The sequence below is a fragment of the Arthrobacter sp. 4R501 genome (assembly GCF_002929755.1).
In the GTDB taxonomy this organism is placed as follows: Bacteria; Actinomycetota; Actinomycetes; order Actinomycetales; family Micrococcaceae; genus Arthrobacter.
Genome location: NZ_PJIW01000018.1, coordinates 69075 through 85828 on the forward strand (window position 1 = coordinate 69075; position 16754 = coordinate 85828).

Below are 16754 nucleotides of genomic sequence, written 5' to 3' on the forward strand. Positions count from 1 at the left end.
CGCATGAGCCCCGTCCTCCTCTTTATCCTCGGCGTCGTCTTTGTGGCGATCGGCATTGCCGTGTCCATTGCGCTGCACGAAGTGGGGCACCTGGTGCCCGCCAAGCTGTTCAAGGTGCGTGTCACCAAGTACATGATCGGCTTCGGCCCCACCCTGTGGTCCAAGCGGAAGGGCGAGACCGAATACGGCGTGAAAGCGATCCCGCTGGGCGGCTACGTGTCCATGATCGGCATGTATCCGCCCAACAAGGACGACGGAACCGTCCGCCCCTCCAGCACCGGCATGTTCCAGACACTGGCCACGGAAGCCCGGTCCATGGCACACGAGGAAGTGGGCCCGGAGGACGCAAACCGCGTGTTCTACCGGCTGCCGGTGTGGAAGAAAATCATCGTGATGCTGGGCGGGCCGGCCATGAACCTGTTGATCGGCGTGGTCCTGACCGCCGTCCTGCTGATGGGCTTCGGCATGGCCACGGCCACCACCACCATCGCCGACGTCTCCAAATGCCAGGTGGCGGCCGGCGAGACCGTTGATCCCGATTCCCCGGACTGCAAGCTGACCCCCGCGGCCGCTGCCGGGCTCCTGCCCAACGACGTGGTCACCTCCTTTGACGGGAAAGCTGTCACCGGCTGGGACGAGCTGACCGAATGGATCCGGGCCTCCGCGGGCAGGGAAGTCAGCATCACTGTGGAGCGCGACGGCGCGCCCGTTACCACCACGGTGACGCCGGTGCTCTCCGCCCGCCCCGTCGTCGGCGTGGACGGACGCCAGGCAAAGGACGACGCCGGCACCCTCCTGTACCAGGACGTCGGCTTCCTGGGCATCGGCGCGCAGACCGAACTGGTTCCCCAGCCGGCGTCGTCCGTCCTGCCCATGGCGGGCGAAAACATCAAGCAAGTGGCCGGCGTCGTCTTCAATCTGCCCGCCCGGGTGGTGGGCGTTGCCAAGGCGGCCTTCAGCGAGGAAGAGCGCGACCCCAACGGCCCCATCAGCGTGGTGGGCGTGGGGCGCGTGGCCGGTGAAGTGGCGGCCATGGAGGAAGTGCCGCTGCAGTCCAGGATTGGGGCACTGGTAGGGCTGCTCGCCGGCTTGAACTTTGCGCTGGCGGTCTTCAACCTGATCCCGCTGCTTCCGCTCGACGGCGGCCACGTGGCCGGAGCGCTGTACGAGGGGGCGCGGCGACGGGTGGCCAAGCTGTTCGGCAAACCGGATCCTGGCGCTTTCGACATCGCCAAACTGCTTCCCGTGACTTACGTGGTGGCCACGTTGCTGATGGGCATGAGTTTGCTGCTGATCTATGCCGACATCGTGAAGCCGGTGAACCTGTTCGGCTGACTCCTGCGGACGTCTGGCTGGACGGATGTCCCGGATCTACCATGAAACATGGCCACGTTCGCCGTCCAATCAAAGAGCATCAGCCGCTGGATCCGGGCCGGATTGTGGGCGCTGCCTGTCTCGTGGCTTGTCACCGCCTGGTCCACGCTGGACCCGCAGCCGGACCAGGCGAAGGACCCGGAGGCCTGGGCCCGTTTTGTCAGCTCCGATGGGTACCAGTTCAGCCATCTTGTCGGCAGTACCGCAGGCACCATCCTGGCCCTGTTCGGTCTCTTTGCTTTGGGCTGTTCCATGGCCAACAGCAGGACGGGGCGCCTGGCAATGACCTCGATGGTCACAGCTGTTGCCGGCACGGCTTTGCTGCTTGTGCCGGCGGTGATTTCCACGTTTGCCACCCCCGCCATCGGAAAGGCATACCTGGGAGGAAACCAGGACGTGATGCAGCTGGAATTCCCGGCGTCCATGACCGGGGCGTTCCTGCTGGGCCTGCTGCTCGCATTCGTTGGCACGGTGCTGCTGGGGATTGCTGTATGGCGTTCCCACGTGCTGCCGCGCTGGGCCGGGGCCCTCTGGGCGGCCGGCGCTGTGGTGTTCTACGTCCTGGGCGTTGTCCTGGGGCAGGCAACTACGGGAAGCAGCCTGCCGTCCCAGGCCGCCGGGGCCGTACTGATGGCAGGCGCCGGTGGGTGGATCGCCTGGAGCGGATCCCGGCAGGCCACGACAGCGCCTGATCGGATCGGGTGATTCTCGCAAATCAGCCGTTATTGGCTGATATTTAATAATCAGCTATTTTTGATTGATTATGGGTGATCACCTGCGTACGGTTAAGGCATGTACGTACTGACCATCGACCAGCGAGGCAGCACCGCCGACGTCGACCGTGTTCCCGATCTGATCGCCGCACTGCGCAGCCTCACACCGGCGCCCTTCGAGCGGTCCGTGGGTGATGAACTCCAGGGTGTGGTGGAACATGCCGAGGACGTAGTGGAGATCGCCTTGTACGCACTCCGGAGCGGGCACTGGTACGTCGGGATCGGGATCGGGGCCGTACAGCTCACCCCGGGCGGAAGCCCCCGGGAAGGTTCCGGGAGCGGCTTTGTGGCAGCGCGAAAGGCCGTGGAACTCGCCAAGGGCTCGGCTGGTCAGGTGCCGTTGTCGGTGGTGTCCGGCAGTATTGGCCGTGGACGGGAGATGCCTCCCCACGCCAAGGAAGGAGCCATGACCACTGCAAATGCCCAGGCGGTGCTTCGCCTGATCGGACGGGTGGTGCAGCAACGCACACCAGCCCAGTGGCGGGTGGTGGACCGGTTGCGCGCGCTCCAGGGCGGCGATGGAAAGCACGGCAGCCAGAAACATGTGGCCCAGGAACTGGGAATCACGGAGCAGTCGGTGAGCCGTGCTGTACTCAGGTCCGGCTGGCTTGAGGAATGGGCCGCCAGGCCTGCCGCGGCCATGCTCCTCGACTACGCCCATTCCCAGATTGAAGGAGACCGGTGAACGCACTCTGGATCGCAGTTGCCCTGTTGGTGGCCGGATTCGCAGGATGGCCTGTGACCGCACTGGTGTTCCGGCTCGCCAGGACCATTGACGACAAAGCGGACGCGGCCACCAAATCGGACCAGGACGCATCAGCCCAGGACCCTTCAGCCGACGTCACGGTAGACACCGTTTCGGAAGCCCCGCGGGCCGGTACGGGGCAAACCGTCGACGGCGAGCTGACCACAGGTGGCGGCCAGCCGCCGTCGGACGTTCCTCAGGTGGCGCCGGCGCTGCCGGCCCAGCGGATCCTGCGGGGTGGGGCAATCATCGGAGTCCTGGAACGGTTGGGCGTCTGCGTGGCCATCCTGACCGGACAGCCGGTGGCCATTGCCTACATCGTGGCCATCAAGGGCCTGGGCAGGTTCGCCGAATTGAAAGAGACCCCCGTGGCTGCGGAGCGGTTCATCATCGGAACGCTCACGTCCATGCTGTGGGCTGCGGGAACTGCGGCAGTGATCAAGGTCGTGTTCCTGCAGTGAGTCTTGCTGACTGCCCGGATCGGCGCCAGCCCACCCCTGGGGATAGTGTGTCCTTATGACTGTTTTTGCCGTTGAGTATGTGTACACCGCCGATTCCTCCGCCGTCCGTGATGATCACCGCCCCGCGCACCGGGCCTGGCTGGCGGGTCTGGCGGACGAGGGCCAGCTGCTGACCAGCGGACCCTACGGTGACGGGGCAGGCGCCCTGCTGATCTTCAAGGTCCAGGACGAAACCCAGCTGAACGATCTCCTCAAGCAGGACCCGTTCGCCGTCGCCGGCACCATTGCCGGGATCCGGACAACCGAGTGGACTCCCGTGATCGGCCTCCTGGCCGCGCACGCATCCTGATTCCCGGACCTTTTTCACTACCGAAACACCTACCCAAGGAGTCCACGTGACCTCGGTCAGCCTGGGAATGCCGTCAGCACCGCCGCCCGTTCTCGCCCCCCGCCGCAAGACGCGGCAGATCAAGGTGGGTTCCGTCGGGGTCGGTTCGGACTCGCCCATCAGTGTGCAGTCCATGACCACCACGCCCACCACGGACATCAACGCCACCCTGCAGCAGATCGCGGAACTCACCGCCTCCGGTTGCGACATCGTGCGCGTCGCCTGCCCGTCGGCCGATGATGCAGAGGCCCTGCCAATCATCGCTCGCAAGTCCCAGATCCCTGTCATTGCGGACATCCACTTCCAGCCGAAGTACGTCTTCGCAGCGATTGAGGCCGGCTGCGCGGCAGTGCGGGTGAACCCGGGCAATATCCGCAAGTTTGATGACCAGGTCAAGGAAATCGCCCGCGCCGCGAAGGACCACGGGACCTCCATCCGGATCGGCATCAACGCCGGATCGCTGGAGCCCGGCATACTGAAGAAGTATGGCAAGGCCACCCCCGAGGCACTCGTGGAATCCGCCGTCTGGGAAGCGTCGCTGTTCGAAGAGCACGGTTTCAACGACTTCAAGATCTCGGTCAAGCACAACGACCCGGTCATTATGGTTGCTGCCTACGAGATGCTGGCCGAGCAGGGCGACTGGCCCCTGCACCTGGGCGTCACCGAAGCAGGGCCCGCCTTCCAGGGCACCATTAAGTCCGCCACAGCCTTCGGGGCGCTCCTGGCCAAGGGCATCGGCGACACCATCCGGGTTTCCCTGTCGGCGCCTCCGGTGGAGGAAATCAAGGTGGGCAACCAGATCCTCCAGTCCCTGAACCTGCGCCCGCGCAAACTGGAAATCGTCTCCTGCCCGTCATGCGGCCGCGCCCAGGTGGACGTGTACACCCTTGCCGAACAGGTCACCGCAGGGCTGGAAGGCATGGAAATTCCGCTCCGCGTTGCAGTGATGGGCTGCGTTGTCAACGGACCGGGCGAAGCCCGCGAAGCCGATCTGGGTGTGGCGTCCGGCAACGGCAAGGGGCAGATCTTTGTGAAGGGCCAAGTCATTAAGACTGTGCCTGAGAGCGAGATTGTTGAGACACTGATCGAAGAGGCCATGCGCATAGCTGAAGAGATGGGGGAGGCCGATGGCGAAGATGCTGTCAAGGGTAGCCCCGTGGTTAGCGTCTCATAAAGAGGACGCCGCGCCGGCGGGAATATCCGTCCGGACCCTCGCCGGCGCGGACACCGCTGCCCTGCGGCGCCTAGCGTCGCAGGATCCGGTGGCCAATGTCTTTATCCTGGCGCACCTCCGGGCGGCGGGCTCTGCCGCGCCCACCGCTGGTGGTGCCGGCGTCCTGGGAGTTTTCGACGACGGCATCCTGGTAGGCGCGTGCTGGGCAGGGGCAAACCTGGTCCCGGTCCAGCTTGACCCCGAATTTGCCGGGCTTGTCGCTGCCGCAGCAAGCAATTCCGGCCGCCGTTTCGCCTCCGCGTTTGGCCCCGCAGATGCCGTCCTGGCCATCCATGCCGAACTGGCTGAACTGGGGCATGCGGCCCACGAGGTGCGGGATGAACAGCCGCTGATGACGCTGTGCGGGCCGCCGTCGGTGGAGCCGAACGCGGATCTGGGGCTTGGCCGGCTGGCCGATTTTGACCGGATCCTTCCCGCCTGCGCCGCCATGTTCGAAGAGGAAGTGGGCTACTCGCCGTTCCTCGGGGGCAAGGAGTTCTACAGCCGCCGCGTGGAAGGCCTCATCCGGCAAGGCCATTCATTGGCACACATCAACGACTCCGGCGACGTTGTGTTCAAGGCCGAGCTGGGAGCTGTGACGGCCGACGTCACGCAGATCCAGGGCGTATGGATGAACCCCGGCTACCGCGGACAGGGTCTGAGCGCCGGCTACATGGCTGCCGTGGTGGAGAAGGCGCGCACGCTTGCCCCCGTCACCAGCCTGTATGTCAACGGCTTCAACCTCCGGGCGCGGTCCACGTACGAGCGCGTGGGCTTCCGCCAGGTTGGCACCTTCGCTACGGTTCTGTTCTAGCCGCCAGGTCGCTGGCCTCAGCGTCACCGCCTTTCAGGCCACACGTCGCCGGTTCACCCGTCGGCTTTCAGGTCACCCGTCAGGTAATGCTGGACGTTCGGAGCCACGAGCCGCACAATGTCGTTGGGCGAGGCAGACGCGAGTGGTTCCAGCCGCACCACATACCGGACCAGCATCACCCCAACCATCTGCGTGGCCACAAGGTTTCCGCGCATGGCCACTTCTTCAGGCGGGCCGGGGACTCCTGCCATGATCCGGCCGAGGATGGTCCGCTGCACCAGTTCCCGCAGCAGCAACGTCTTGGCCTTAGAGCCGATGGTTCCCCTGAGGAAGGCCACCAGGCTGTGCTGGGCCGGGCTCTCCCACAAGCGCAGCACGGCCCGCACGATCGCCTCTGCCCGGTCCTCTGGCGAGTAGCCGTCGACGCCCGCCAGGACCTTCTCCGGGTCGGCCGGCAGTGCCACACTCAGCGCAAAAAGCTCGTCCTTGCCCTTGAAGAAATGGTGGATCATGGCGGGGTCCACGCCGGTTTCCCGGGCGATCTGGCGCAGGCTGGTCCCTTCGAAACCGTGTTCGGCGAAAAGCCGCCGGGCTGTGTCCAGGATCTGTTCCCTCGACTCGGTGGCCCCGCCGCGCCGGCCCCGCCGGCCGGTACCAGCCGCGCTGCCTGCGGGACCCGGGGCGTCCGCCGGATCATGCTGTCCGTTCACGCGGTCCGCCGCCGCAGGGTCAGGGATGCGAGCACCAGGACAGCCAGGACAATGGCCACGATGACTCCGGCATCCATCCACAGCTGGTCTGTGGGCGCGGTGTTGGCGGCGATCTCCTGGAGTGCATCCACCGAAAAAGTCAGTGGAAGGACATTCGACACAGCCTCGAGGGCCTCGTTCATCCTTTCGCGGGCCACAAAGAGGCCACAGAGCAGGATCTGCGGGACCACCACCACCGGCATGAACTGCACGGCCTGGAATTCCGTCCGGGCGAAGGCCGAACAGAGCAGCCCCAGCGCGACGCCAAGAACGGCATTGATCACGGCAATCATGACCACCAGTCCAGGGCTGCCTTGGATGTCGAGCCCGAAGATCCAGTAGGCGACGGCGGTCGCCACCAGCGACTGCAGGGCGGCCATGATGGAAAATGCCAGCCCGTAGCCGAACAGCAGGTCCGCTTTGTGGATGGGAGTGGTCAGCAGCCGCTCCAGGGTCCCCGAGGTGCGTTCCCGCAGCATCGTGATGGACGTAACCAGGAACATAACCACAAACGGGAAGATCGCCAGCATCATCAGGCCAACCCGGTCAAAAGTCCTGGGCACGCCCGGCGGCAGCGTTTCATTCTCATAGAGAAAGTACACGGCGGTGAGGAGCAGCGCAGGGACCACCAGGATCAGCGCAATGCTGCGGTGGTCGTGCCGGAGCTGGTCCAGGACGCGCCGGGTGGTGGCCAACAGCATCAACAGGTTCATGACCGTACCGTCCTTTTGGGGGAACCGCTGGGCACTTCGGCGGTGTCCTGGATGATGTGCAGGAAAGCCTTCTCCAGATCGGCACTGTGCCCGCGCCGGCTCAATTCCGCCGGCGTTAGCTGCGCCAGGAGCTTTCCTTCCCGCAGCAGGAGGAGTGATCCGCAATGGCTGGCTTCCTCCATCACATGGCTGGAAACCAGCAGGGTGGTCCCGGACTCGGCCATGGACCGGAAGCGGTCCCACAGGTCAGCCCGGAGCACCGGATCAAGGCCCACGGTTGGCTCATCCAGGACCAGCAGGCTGGGGCGAGCCACCAGGGCACAGGCCAGCGACACCCGGCTCAGCTCTCCGCCGGAGAGGTCACCGGTTTTCTGCCTCGCCTGCGGTTCAAGCCCGACGGCGGCGATCGCCTCCGCGGCCTCAGCGCGGCCCTTGCGGTGCATGACGCCGAAGTAACGGACGTTGGCTTCGACCGTGAGGTCCGGATACACGCTGGGGGACTGGGTCACGTAACCCACCCGGTGTCGCAGGTCAGGGTGCCCGGCGGGCAGCCCCAGCACTTGGACCGAACCGGACGTGAGCACCTGGACGCCCATGATGGCCCGCATGAGCGTAGTCTTGCCGCTGCCGGACGGGCCCAGCAGCCCGGTGATCTCGCCGGCATGGATGGCAAAGTCCAAGCCGCGGAGGACGGGAACCTTTCCCCGTGTGACGTGCAGGGCAGTGGCGGCCACAGCGATGCTGGCTTCCGTGACGGCCGGGGCGGTAGCTGCTGAATGGGACATTAATGCCTCCGAATGCTGGGAGTCCGCGTTTGAATTCACCAGGTGATGAATTCAAACTAGACCTGCCAAAGGCGGCCGTCAATTACTTCGAATGGAAAAACCCTTGTGGATGTGTCGGCTATCACATATGTTCGATCTAGCTGCGCTGGAGTGGGTGGGCGGTCTCACCAGTCCTCACCAGTACCTAGGCGTCAACGGCCATGGAGCCACGTCCGCATGTAATGACCAGCCGTTTACGGCCAGGGGCTTTGCATGCAGGGCGTGGCTCTATTGCGTCCCGCCCCCGCGCGGTCTCTGGCCCGGCTCGGGTTCCGCCGCCTGGCGTGCCGTGGATAGCCGGTAGATTAGTACCCAGAAGAATTGCCCGGCTCTGCTTTCCAGCAGCTACTCTCCAGAAACGGATAACCCACCCGTGGTCACAAGAATGTCCAAGCTTTTCCTGCGAACGTTGCGTGAAGATCCCGTCGACGCTGAGGTCGCCAGCCACCGGCTCCTGGTCCGGGCCGGCTACATCCGCCGCGCGGCGCCCGGCATCTACACCTGGCTTCCGCTGGGGCTGAGTGTGCTGCGCAAGGTCGAGGCCGTCGTCCGCGAGGAAATGGACGCCATCGGTGCCCAGGAAGTCCACTTCCCGGCGCTGCTGCCGCGAGAGCCCTACGAGGTCACCAACCGCTGGACCGAATACGGCGAAGGTCTGTTCCGGCTCCAGGACCGTAAGGGTGCGGACTACCTGCTGGCCCCCACGCACGAGGAAATGTTCACGCTTCTGGTCAAGGACCTGTACTCGTCCTACAAGGACCTGCCCCTGAGCCTGTATCAGATCCAGAACAAATACCGCGACGAGGCACGCCCCCGCGCGGGCCTGCTGCGCGGCCGCGAGTTCATCATGAAGGATTCCTACTCCTTCGATGTGGACGACGCAGGCCTGGACGCCAGCTACGCCGCCCACCGTGGCGCCTACCTGAAGATCTTTGCGCGCCTGGGGCTGGAAGTCATTCCCGTCGCGGCCACCGCCGGCGCCATGGGTGGGTCCAAGAGCGAAGAGTTCCTGCACCCCACCGAGATCGGCGAAGACACTTTCGTGCGCTCCGCCGGCGGCTATGCAGCGAACGTTGAGGCCGTCACCACCGTTGTTCCGGCCGACATCGACTTCAGCAACGCCCCTGCCGCCGAGGTCCTCGATACCCCGAACACGCCCACTATCGACACGCTCGTCGACGCCGCCAACGTCCTCGCTCCGCGGACAGAAGCCGACGGCGGCGCCTGGACCGCCGCTGACACGCTCAAGAACGTCGTCCTCGCCGTGACGCTGCCCACCGGGGAGCGCCAGCTCGTTGTCATCGGTCTCCCCGGCGACCGCGGGGTTGACCTCAAGCGCGTCGAAGCGAACATCGGGTCCTTCCTGCCGATTGCCGGCGAAATCACGCTCGAAGCCGCCAACGACGACGACCTCAAGAAGCAGCCCCTGATCGTGAAGGGCTATCTCGGCCCCGGTATGTCCCTTGACGCGCCGCTGCTCGGCACCGAGGGCTCGTCCAAGCTCCTCTACCTCGTGGATCCCCGCGTCGTCAGCGGCTCCGCCTGGGTCACCGGCGCCAACGAGGCCGGCAAGCACGTCTTCGGCCTCGTAGCCGGACGCGACTTCGGCTGGGACGGCGTCATCGAGTGCACCGACGTGCGCGCCGGCGACGAAGCCCCGGACGGTTCCGGTCCGCTCGAGACTGCCCGCGGCATCGAAATGGGCCACATCTTCCAGCTGGGCCGCAAGTACGCCGCGGCACTGGACCTGAAGGTCCTGGACCAGAACGGCAAGCAGGTGGTGGTCACCATGGGTTCCTACGGCGTCGGTGTCACCCGCGCCGTCGCCGCCCTCGCCGAATCCAACCACGATGCCAAAGGCCTGATCTGGCCCCGCGCCGTCGCTCCGGCAGATGTCCATGTGGTGGCCGTCGGCCGAGGCGAGGAAATCTTTGCCGCAGCCGAGCAGCTGGCCCTGGAACTCGAGGCCGCCGGCCTGGATGTCATCTATGACGACCGGCCTAAGGTCTCCCCGGGCGTGAAGTTCGGCGACGCGGAACTCGTCGGCGTCCCCACCATTCTGGCCGTCGGCCGCGGCCTGGTGGACGGCGTCGTGGAAATCAAGGACCGCCGAAGCGGCGAAGCGGAGAACGTGGCCGTGGACAAGGCTGTTGACTATGTGGTCACGGCCGTCCGCAGCTGACCTGCGGCGGTGATGTCCGGGTTCGAGTCGATCCAGTTCACCACAATCATCCTGATTGTGGTGGCTGGATTTGCTGCCGGCTGGGTGGACGCCGTGGTGGGCGGCGGCGGTCTGCTCCAGCTGCCGGCCATGCTGCTGGTACCCGGGATTACGCCGGTCCAGGCCTTGGCCACCAACAAGATGGGGTCAATTTTCGGCACCGCCACGAGTGCGGTGACGTACTACGGGCGGGTGAAACCGGACCTTCGGACAGCCGTGCCCATGGCGGTGATCGCCCTTGCCGGGAGCTTCGCCGGGGCGGTGCTGGCCGCCACCCTGCCGGCGAGTGTCTTCAAGCCGATCATCGTGGTGGCTCTGGTCGTGGTCGCGCTTTTTACGGCGCTGAAGCCCAACGTCGGTGACCTCACCGTGCTGCGGCACGATGGCCGCACGCACTACGTGGTGGCATGCATGATCGGGGCCGTGATTGGCTTCTATGACGGCCTGATTGGTCCGGGCACCGGCTCCTTCCTCATCATCGCGCTCGTCTCGGCGATGGGCTATGCCTTCCTGGAGGCAAGCGCCAAAGCCAAGATCGTGAACATGGCCACCAACGCCGGCGCCCTGCTGTTCTTCCTGCCCCATGGGTCAATCCTCTGGGGTGTCGGGCTGCTGCTGGGCCTGGCCAACATGGCCGGCGGCTACCTGGGCGCGCGGACTGCCGTGAAGCAGGGAAGCCGCTTCATCCGCGTTGTATTCCTGTTGGTGGTGGGCGCCCTGATCATCAAACTCGGCGCCGATGTCTGGCAGGAAAACTTCGCCTGACAGGGTAGCGGAAACCCTCGCAGCCGGTATCCGTCGCAGCCCTGCAAAGAGGGCATGCCTGTACACGCAGGTTTCGCTCGCCTTGGCAGACGATGCCACCACGCGCGCCGTGACAGCCCGCGTGATCGAGGACGGCAAGGTCTGGATGTCCGGTTCACACTGGCAGGGCAGGGGGATGTCCTGCGCGTCTCGGTCAGAAACTGGAGCACTGACGTGGACGACGTCGGCACTGACGTCGAGGCGGTCAGCTCCGCTTTGGCGGCTGTCCGGGCAGCGGGCTGACCGCCAGCGAGGCCCCACCCGACCACCGGGGAGGCACTGTCCCGCACGGAAGATATCCGTACTGCACGGGAGGGCACCCGTCGCTCAGCTGTCGCTCTGCCCCGGCTCAGGCAGGGCGTGCGCCGAGGGGAGACCATCGAGGGTCCGCCCGGCAAGGGTGCTGGCCACCCAGAGTGACCGGGCCAGATCTCCCTTGTGGCGCGGCAAGGACGCGTAGCAGAGGGCGTTCTCCACTTCGCGTGCCACGGCCCACTGGCGCGCAGCTTCGGCGTCGAGGCCGGCCGCGGCGCTGAAGTCCTGGCACCGCCGCCTCAATCCTCCGGCCGGATCGCTCCTGGGCAGGTCGCCGAGGCGGTTCCACAGCAGCGGTGCCACCGCGAACTCCGGTTCGCCGATCATGGGCTGCGGGTCGATGGCGACGAAAGCTTCCCCGGGCAGCCCTCCGCTGATGGTGTGGGGCCGGGCCAGGATGTTCAGGAAATGCAGGTCCGTATGGACCAGGACATCGCGGCCCGAGCGGCGGCCAACGGCGCCGCGGGTCTGGCAGACTTCCAGGGCCGCCTCCAGTAGCCAGCGCGGGAACGGGCGGCCCTGCTGTTCCCAGTCGGCGGGCAGGTCATCGCTCCATTGTTCGGCCCGCCCGGCGATGTGATCGAACTCCTGCCACTGCGGCCGGCCGTCCGGCACCAGGCCCAACTGCCGCATGGTGCCGCCCCAGGCCACCGCCGCCTGATCCAGCGGAAGGGTCTGGAGCGAGGAGTCCGGATTCAGCCGCTCCAGCAGCATGGCGCACGTTCCGGCGTCGGATTCCAACAGCCGGACGGCGCCGGAGCCACCCCACAGCGCCAGCGCATGGCGTTCCACCCGTGCCTCATCGTGGGGAAACGCGATTTTGAGCGCCGCAGGAGTCCCGTCCGTCCGGCGGACTGGAACCACCACGCCGCCGTGGCCATGCCACGGGAGGGCGCCGTCTTCCAGGTCAACAGCCAGTTCCCAATGCTCCAGCCGCCCCTGCACCAGTCCCGGGAGGGAGGAAAGCCAGGCCCGTCCCGCGCTGCTGTGGCTGTAACGCCCACTGAGCGCTGGCGGGATCGGCACGCCAATCTGGACACTCACAGGACGCCGCTTGCGCCAAGCAGGTTGCCGATCGAGAACGTGGCAGCCAAGGCCAAAGCCCCGCCCACTACCACCCTGGCGGCGGCCCGCAGCTTCGAACCGCCGCCGATCCAGGCGCCCAGCGCCCCGGTGGCAGCGAGTGCCACGAGTACGGCCACGAAGGTCAGGGGGACCCGGATGTTCTCCGGAGGCAAGAGGATAGCCAGCATCGGAAGGATGGCGCCGATGAGGAACGCGAAGGCGGAGGCAATGGCGGCGTGCCACGGACTGACGATGTCTGTCTCGTCGATGTTCAGTTCGGCAGATAGGTGCGCGCCCAGGGCGTCGTGGGCTGTCAGCTCCCGGGCCACGGCCCGGGCTGTGTCCAGGCTCAGGCCCTTGCCCTGGTAGATCGCTGCAAGTTCCTCCAGTTCTTCCTCCGGCTGTTCCTGCAGTTCCAGGCGTTCCTTTTCGATCAGGGCCCGCTGGCTGTCCTTCTGGCTGCTGACGGACACGTACTCGCCCAAGGCCATGGATACCGCCCCACCCACCAGGCCGGCCGTGCCGGCGACAAGGATCGGTCCGGACTGTGTGGTGACACCGGCGACTCCCACGACGATTGCGGCGACCGAGACGATGCCGTCATTGGCACCCAGCACGCCGGCGCGCAGCCAGTTCAGGCGCTGGGCGACGTCGTTTTGGTGGGGCTCATTCTCATGAAGGGCGGGGGCGCCGGCACTGTCCATGCCTCCAGCAAAGCATTAGTGCCTGCGGCTGGCCAGTGTGCCGTGCCTTGGCTACGAATTGCCGGGAGTGCTGGTTGTGGAAGTCTGCGGAGTTGATACAGGCTCCGGCAGGTGCGGCAGGAGTGCTTCGTCCAGGACCATGCCGGGGACCGGGCCTGGCGACGCACCCCAATGTACGGTCCGCCGGGCCGCCGACTGAAGTGCCGAGAGTGCCCACACGCGTTCGCGCCCCGCGCTGAGCGCCACCACGTCGCCGAACACCGGAAGGGTCCCCGCCTCCAGGGTTCCCAGCCCATCTGCAGGGTCGGCCAGGAACGCCTGGCTCAGGACATAGCCGGGCTGCCTCGGAGGTACCGTGGCGCAGCGGGACCTGCCCATGGCCTCCGCTTCGCCCCGGAGGACGCCGTGCTGGGCCAGGAAGGTCGACGCCGGAGCAGCGGACCCGGAGTCAAGCCTGGTCAACGCGGCCTGGTACGCGTAGACCAGTTCCAGCTCGCCCTGCACGGCCGAGGCCAAGGCTGAGCCAAGTTCCACGCCAGTGCCGGCGGCGGGGTCGGCTGCTTCGCTGGCACAGCCGGCGGCTATTGAGGCCGAAACAGGCAGGGTGGGCGCCGGCGATGCGGGCGAGGAGGGGTCGGAACCCGGGCGTGCAGCCAACGCGATCCCGGTCGCCGAGGCCAGGTCCTCTGCAGCCAGAAGCTGGGCAGTACCGGTGCCGGCGAGAAGGCGGGCCATGCCGCCGTCGGCCGTTTCAGCGTCCCGGAGCCGCCGTGCCCCGCTTGCGTGGAGGGCAGCGGCGAAGTTCGCGGTGGTGGACGGCCGCGTTACGGTGGCCAGCGCCGTGGACGGGGCAGGGACGGGGGCAGTAGCCGCACGGTCCAGGGCAGGATCGCCGGCCGCATCAGCCGGCAGCATCAACGCGCGGGCCTGGACAGTCAGCAAAGTCACAATCCGGGCCAGGGCGGCCGCTTGTGGGGCCGGCGCAGTGGCGCCGGCAGTGACTTCGAGGTCCAGGCCAGCGGCCCTGAGGGTCAGGGAATCCGCGAACGCGGATGCCCTTGCCTGCTCGGAAAACGGCGGCGCCGCAGGCGGGGACGGTTCACGGGGGATGAGCACCAATCCGAGGCTCACCACCAGAAGGGCGGCCAGCGCAAAAACGGCGTACTGGAAATAACGCCTGCGGCGGCCGGATTCCTGCGTGTCGTCTTTCACAACAGACCATGTTCTCACGCCTGATGCGGATCTTCGTGCACCACTGTGGCCGGAAAATCGTTAGGCTAGTAGTCACAACATCATCTATTGGAAGGCGGCCGGCATCGTGAGTAATGCAGAAGCCACGACTTCATCAGACGCTACCGGAACGGGTACCGCTGTTGCTGCGCCCGCCAACAATCCCGAAGCCGTCAGGCTCCGGGCGCTGTTGGAACCGGCGGTCCAGGCCAACCGCCTGTACCTCGAGGACGTATCCATCCTGGCCGGTTCACACCGCGTAGTCCACGTGGTGGTTGACCTGCCGCAGGAGGAAACCGGCGGCGTAAACCTCGATGTCATCGCGGACATCTCCAGGGTCCTCTCCGACGTCCTGGACAATGATCCCGCAGACGACGGGCGCCCCTACGACCTCGAGGTTTCCTCCCCAGGCGTCGCGCGTCCACTCACCGAGGTCCGACACTGGCACCGCGCCCGGGGCCGGATGGTCAAGGTCAACGTCATCCAGGGCGAAAACGTCACCGGCAGGGTCCAGTCCGTGGACGATTCCGGCGTCACTATCATCCCGGAGATCGCCGTCAAGAAGGGCATGAAGCCCAAGCAGGGCGAGCCCCAGATTCTTCCTTTCGACAGGATCCGTAACGGAAAAGTCGAGATCGAATTCAGCCACCTCGAAGAAGCTGGTCTGGAACCTGAGCACAATGGACCTTCTGAGGAGGCCTGATGGATATTGACATGAGCGCGCTGAGACTACTGGAGCGTGAGCGCGAAATTCCGCTGGACCTCCTGATCCCCACCATCGAGCAGGCGCTCCTGGTGGCGTACCACAAATCGCCCGGCGCCTTCGAGAAGGCCCGGGCCGAGCTGGACCGCAAGAGCGGCCACGTAACCATCTGGGCAGTGGAGATCGACGACGACGGCGCCCCCATCGGCGAGTTCGAGGACACGCCTGCCGGCTTCGGCCGTATCGCGGCGAGCACCGCACGCCAGATCATCCTGCAGCGCCTGCGCGACGTCGAGGACGACGCCATCCTGGGCGAGTTCAAGGGCCGCGAGGGTGAACTTGTGGCCGGCCTGATCCAGCAGGGCAACAACCCGCACATGATCCAGGTCAACCTGGGTTCGGTGGAGGCTCTGCTGCCGCCGCCCGAACAGGTGCCGGGGGAGAAGTACATCCACGGCAACCGGCTCCGCGCCATCGTTATCGATGTCCACCGCGGCACCAAGGGCCCGTCCGTCACCCTGTCCCGTTCACACCCGGGCCTCGTCCGGAAGCTCTTCGAACTGGAGGTCCCGGAGATCGCGGACCGCTCTGTGGAGATCGTGGCACTGGCCCGCGAGGCCGGCCACCGTACCAAGATCGCGGTCAAGGCCCACACCCAGGGCATCAACGCCAAGGGCGCCTGCATCGGCGAAATGGGTTCCCGCGTCCGCGCTGTTATGACGGAACTGAACGACGAAAAAATCGACATCGTCGACTTCAGCGAGGATCCGGCAACGTTTATTGCCAGTGCACTTTCCCCATCGCGTGTGAATTCGGTCACCATCGTGGACGAGGCCACCCGCTCCGCGCGTGTGGTGGTCCCGGACTACCAGCTCTCGCTGGCCATCGGCAAAGAGGGCCAGAACGCCCGGCTGGCGGCCAAGCTGACGGGCTGGCGAATCGATATCGTCTCGGACGCTGCCCCGGCGCGCGAAAGCTAATCCGGTTCCGGGGCGGCGGCGGGCGGCGGATGCCTCCGGCCGAAGCCCGGTTTCGGGCAGAAGTGCCCCGAGGGGCTAGAATAGACATGACCGCGCCTAACGGCCGGTATTCGTGTGCCCTGAGAATTCCCGTTCCGCCGATGTGGTCGGGGCCTCAGGGCCGGCAGTTATGAACGTCAGGAAGATACTCACCGTGGCAGAAGTGCTTCACACCGAGGATCAACCGCAGCGTACCTGCATCGGATGCCGGAAGAAGGCGCCGCGGTCTGAGTTACTCCGGCTCGTCGCCGAAGGCAGCGGTTCCACCGCAGTGCTGGTAGACGAACGACGCCGGATGGCTGGCAGGGGTGCATGGCTGCACCCCAGCGAAGCGTGCCTGGCCCTGGCGGTCAAGCGGCGAGCATTCGGAAGGGCCCTCAACGGCGCAACCGGGTCCACCGCCGTCGAACGCCGGATCATGGCAAGCAAGCAGGACGCCGGCCCGTTGCAAGTACCCCTGGTAGCTGCAGCAAAAACCGTCCAACCTGAAAGCGGGTCAGAAAACTGATGGAAACCCGATGAGTTCCCAGCGATGAGTGCGCAACGATGACAACTTTGTTGCGCTCTGCAATGGGCCCTGTAGTTGCAACCGCGGCTGGGGCCCGCAGTAAGAAGTAGACGGTTCGTGCCTGGCTCGGT

General features: G+C 66.0%; 18 protein-coding genes. 12 read left to right on the forward strand and 6 right to left on the reverse strand.

Translation table 11 applies throughout. The features are described 5' to 3' along the window. Positions 1 to 3: 3 nt before the first annotated feature. The 7 genes from CXR02_RS17225 to CXR02_RS17255 all read left to right on the forward strand — a co-directional run bounded on the left by CXR02_RS17225 (position 4) and on the right by CXR02_RS17255 (position 5768). Complete coding sequence (locus CXR02_RS17225) at positions 4 to 1335, forward strand: RIP metalloprotease (protein ID WP_104063094.1); 1332 nt, start codon at positions 4 to 6, stop codon at positions 1333 to 1335. Between the two features lie 48 nt (positions 1336 to 1383). Beyond that, complete coding sequence (locus CXR02_RS17230; protein WP_104063095.1) at positions 1384 to 2079, forward strand: hypothetical protein; 696 nt, start codon at positions 1384 to 1386, stop codon at positions 2077 to 2079. 87 nt (positions 2080 to 2166) lie between these two features. Then, the gene (locus CXR02_RS17235) at positions 2167 to 2832 is read left to right on the forward strand and encodes a helix-turn-helix domain-containing protein (protein WP_104063096.1); all 666 of its coding nucleotides are present in this window, start codon (positions 2167 to 2169) and stop codon (positions 2830 to 2832) included. Continuing rightward, positions 2829 to 3353 carry a hypothetical protein gene (locus CXR02_RS17240; protein ID WP_104063097.1) on the forward strand — a complete coding sequence of 175 codons (525 nt, stop codon included), beginning with the start codon at positions 2829 to 2831 and terminating at the stop codon, positions 3351 to 3353. The genes CXR02_RS17235 and CXR02_RS17240 overlap by 4 nt, the downstream gene beginning before the upstream one ends. Positions 3354 to 3408: 55 nt before the next feature. Next, entirely contained in the window at positions 3409 to 3702 is a 294-nt protein-coding gene (locus tag CXR02_RS17245) for a YciI family protein (protein WP_104063098.1), read from the forward strand. 46 nt (positions 3703 to 3748) lie between these two features. Further along, on the forward strand, positions 3749 to 4915 hold the full coding sequence (gene ispG, locus CXR02_RS17250) for a flavodoxin-dependent (E)-4-hydroxy-3-methylbut-2-enyl-diphosphate synthase (RefSeq protein WP_104063099.1): 1167 nt from the start codon (positions 3749 to 3751) through the stop codon (positions 4913 to 4915). After that, the gene (locus CXR02_RS17255) at positions 4878 to 5768 is read left to right on the forward strand and encodes a GNAT family N-acetyltransferase (RefSeq protein ID WP_104063100.1); all 891 of its coding nucleotides are present in this window, start codon (positions 4878 to 4880) and stop codon (positions 5766 to 5768) included. The genes ispG and CXR02_RS17255 overlap by 38 nt, the downstream gene beginning before the upstream one ends. A gap of 53 nt (positions 5769 to 5821) precedes the next feature. Here CXR02_RS17255 and CXR02_RS17260 read toward each other — a convergent pair whose 3' ends face one another. The 3 genes from CXR02_RS17260 to CXR02_RS17270 form a co-directional block, all read right to left on the reverse strand. Continuing rightward, the gene (locus CXR02_RS17260; RefSeq protein WP_258061066.1) at positions 5822 to 6373 is read right to left on the reverse strand and encodes a TetR family transcriptional regulator; all 552 of its coding nucleotides are present in this window, start codon (positions 6371 to 6373) and stop codon (positions 5822 to 5824) included. A gap of 101 nt (positions 6374 to 6474) precedes the next feature. After that, a complete protein-coding gene (locus CXR02_RS17265; RefSeq protein WP_104063129.1) occupies positions 6475 to 7218 on the reverse strand; it encodes an ABC transporter permease in 744 nt (247 codons plus the stop codon). A gap of 8 nt (positions 7219 to 7226) precedes the next feature. Further along, positions 7227 to 8015, reverse strand: coding sequence for an ABC transporter ATP-binding protein (locus CXR02_RS17270; RefSeq protein ID WP_104063102.1), 789 nt, complete (start codon positions 8013 to 8015; stop codon positions 7227 to 7229). A gap of 412 nt (positions 8016 to 8427) precedes the next feature. Here CXR02_RS17270 and CXR02_RS17275 point away from each other — a divergent pair, with 412 nt between their 5' ends. Next, complete coding sequence (locus tag CXR02_RS17275; protein WP_104063103.1) at positions 8428 to 10236, forward strand: proline--tRNA ligase; 1809 nt, start codon at positions 8428 to 8430, stop codon at positions 10234 to 10236. Positions 10237 to 10245: 9 nt separating this feature from the next. Further along, complete coding sequence (locus CXR02_RS17280; RefSeq protein ID WP_104063104.1) at positions 10246 to 11040, forward strand: TSUP family transporter; 795 nt, start codon at positions 10246 to 10248, stop codon at positions 11038 to 11040. Between the two features lie 366 nt (positions 11041 to 11406). On the opposite strand, the gene CXR02_RS17290 is transcribed toward CXR02_RS17280, so the two are convergent. The 3 genes from CXR02_RS17290 to CXR02_RS17300 are packed head-to-tail and all read right to left on the reverse strand — an operon-like array spanning position 11407 to position 14375. Further along, a complete protein-coding gene (locus tag CXR02_RS17290; protein ID WP_104063105.1) occupies positions 11407 to 12438 on the reverse strand; it encodes an aminoglycoside phosphotransferase family protein in 1032 nt (343 codons plus the stop codon). Continuing rightward, the gene (locus CXR02_RS17295; protein ID WP_104063106.1) at positions 12435 to 13163 is read right to left on the reverse strand and encodes a VIT family protein; all 729 of its coding nucleotides are present in this window, start codon (positions 13161 to 13163) and stop codon (positions 12435 to 12437) included. The genes CXR02_RS17290 and CXR02_RS17295 overlap by 4 nt, the downstream gene beginning before the upstream one ends. Before the next feature lie 51 nt (positions 13164 to 13214). Beyond that, positions 13215 to 14375 (reverse strand): DUF4439 domain-containing protein, encoded by a 1161-nt coding sequence (locus CXR02_RS17300; protein WP_104063107.1) that lies wholly within the window; start codon positions 14373 to 14375, stop codon positions 13215 to 13217. A 106-nt stretch (positions 14376 to 14481) separates the two neighbouring features. Here CXR02_RS17300 and rimP point away from each other — a divergent pair, with 106 nt between their 5' ends. From rimP to CXR02_RS17315, 3 genes are all read left to right on the forward strand, one after another. Then, complete coding sequence (rimP, locus tag CXR02_RS17305; protein WP_104063108.1) at positions 14482 to 15096, forward strand: ribosome maturation factor RimP; 615 nt, start codon at positions 14482 to 14484, stop codon at positions 15094 to 15096. Then, positions 15096 to 16076, forward strand: coding sequence for a transcription termination factor NusA (gene nusA, locus CXR02_RS17310; protein WP_058929500.1), 981 nt, complete (start codon positions 15096 to 15098; stop codon positions 16074 to 16076). Before rimP ends, nusA begins: the two co-directional genes overlap by 1 nt. A 169-nt stretch (positions 16077 to 16245) precedes the next feature. Beyond that, positions 16246 to 16623 carry a YlxR family protein gene (locus tag CXR02_RS17315; RefSeq protein WP_104063109.1) on the forward strand — a complete coding sequence of 126 codons (378 nt, stop codon included), beginning with the start codon at positions 16246 to 16248 and terminating at the stop codon, positions 16621 to 16623. Positions 16624 to 16754: the final 131 nt, after the last annotated feature.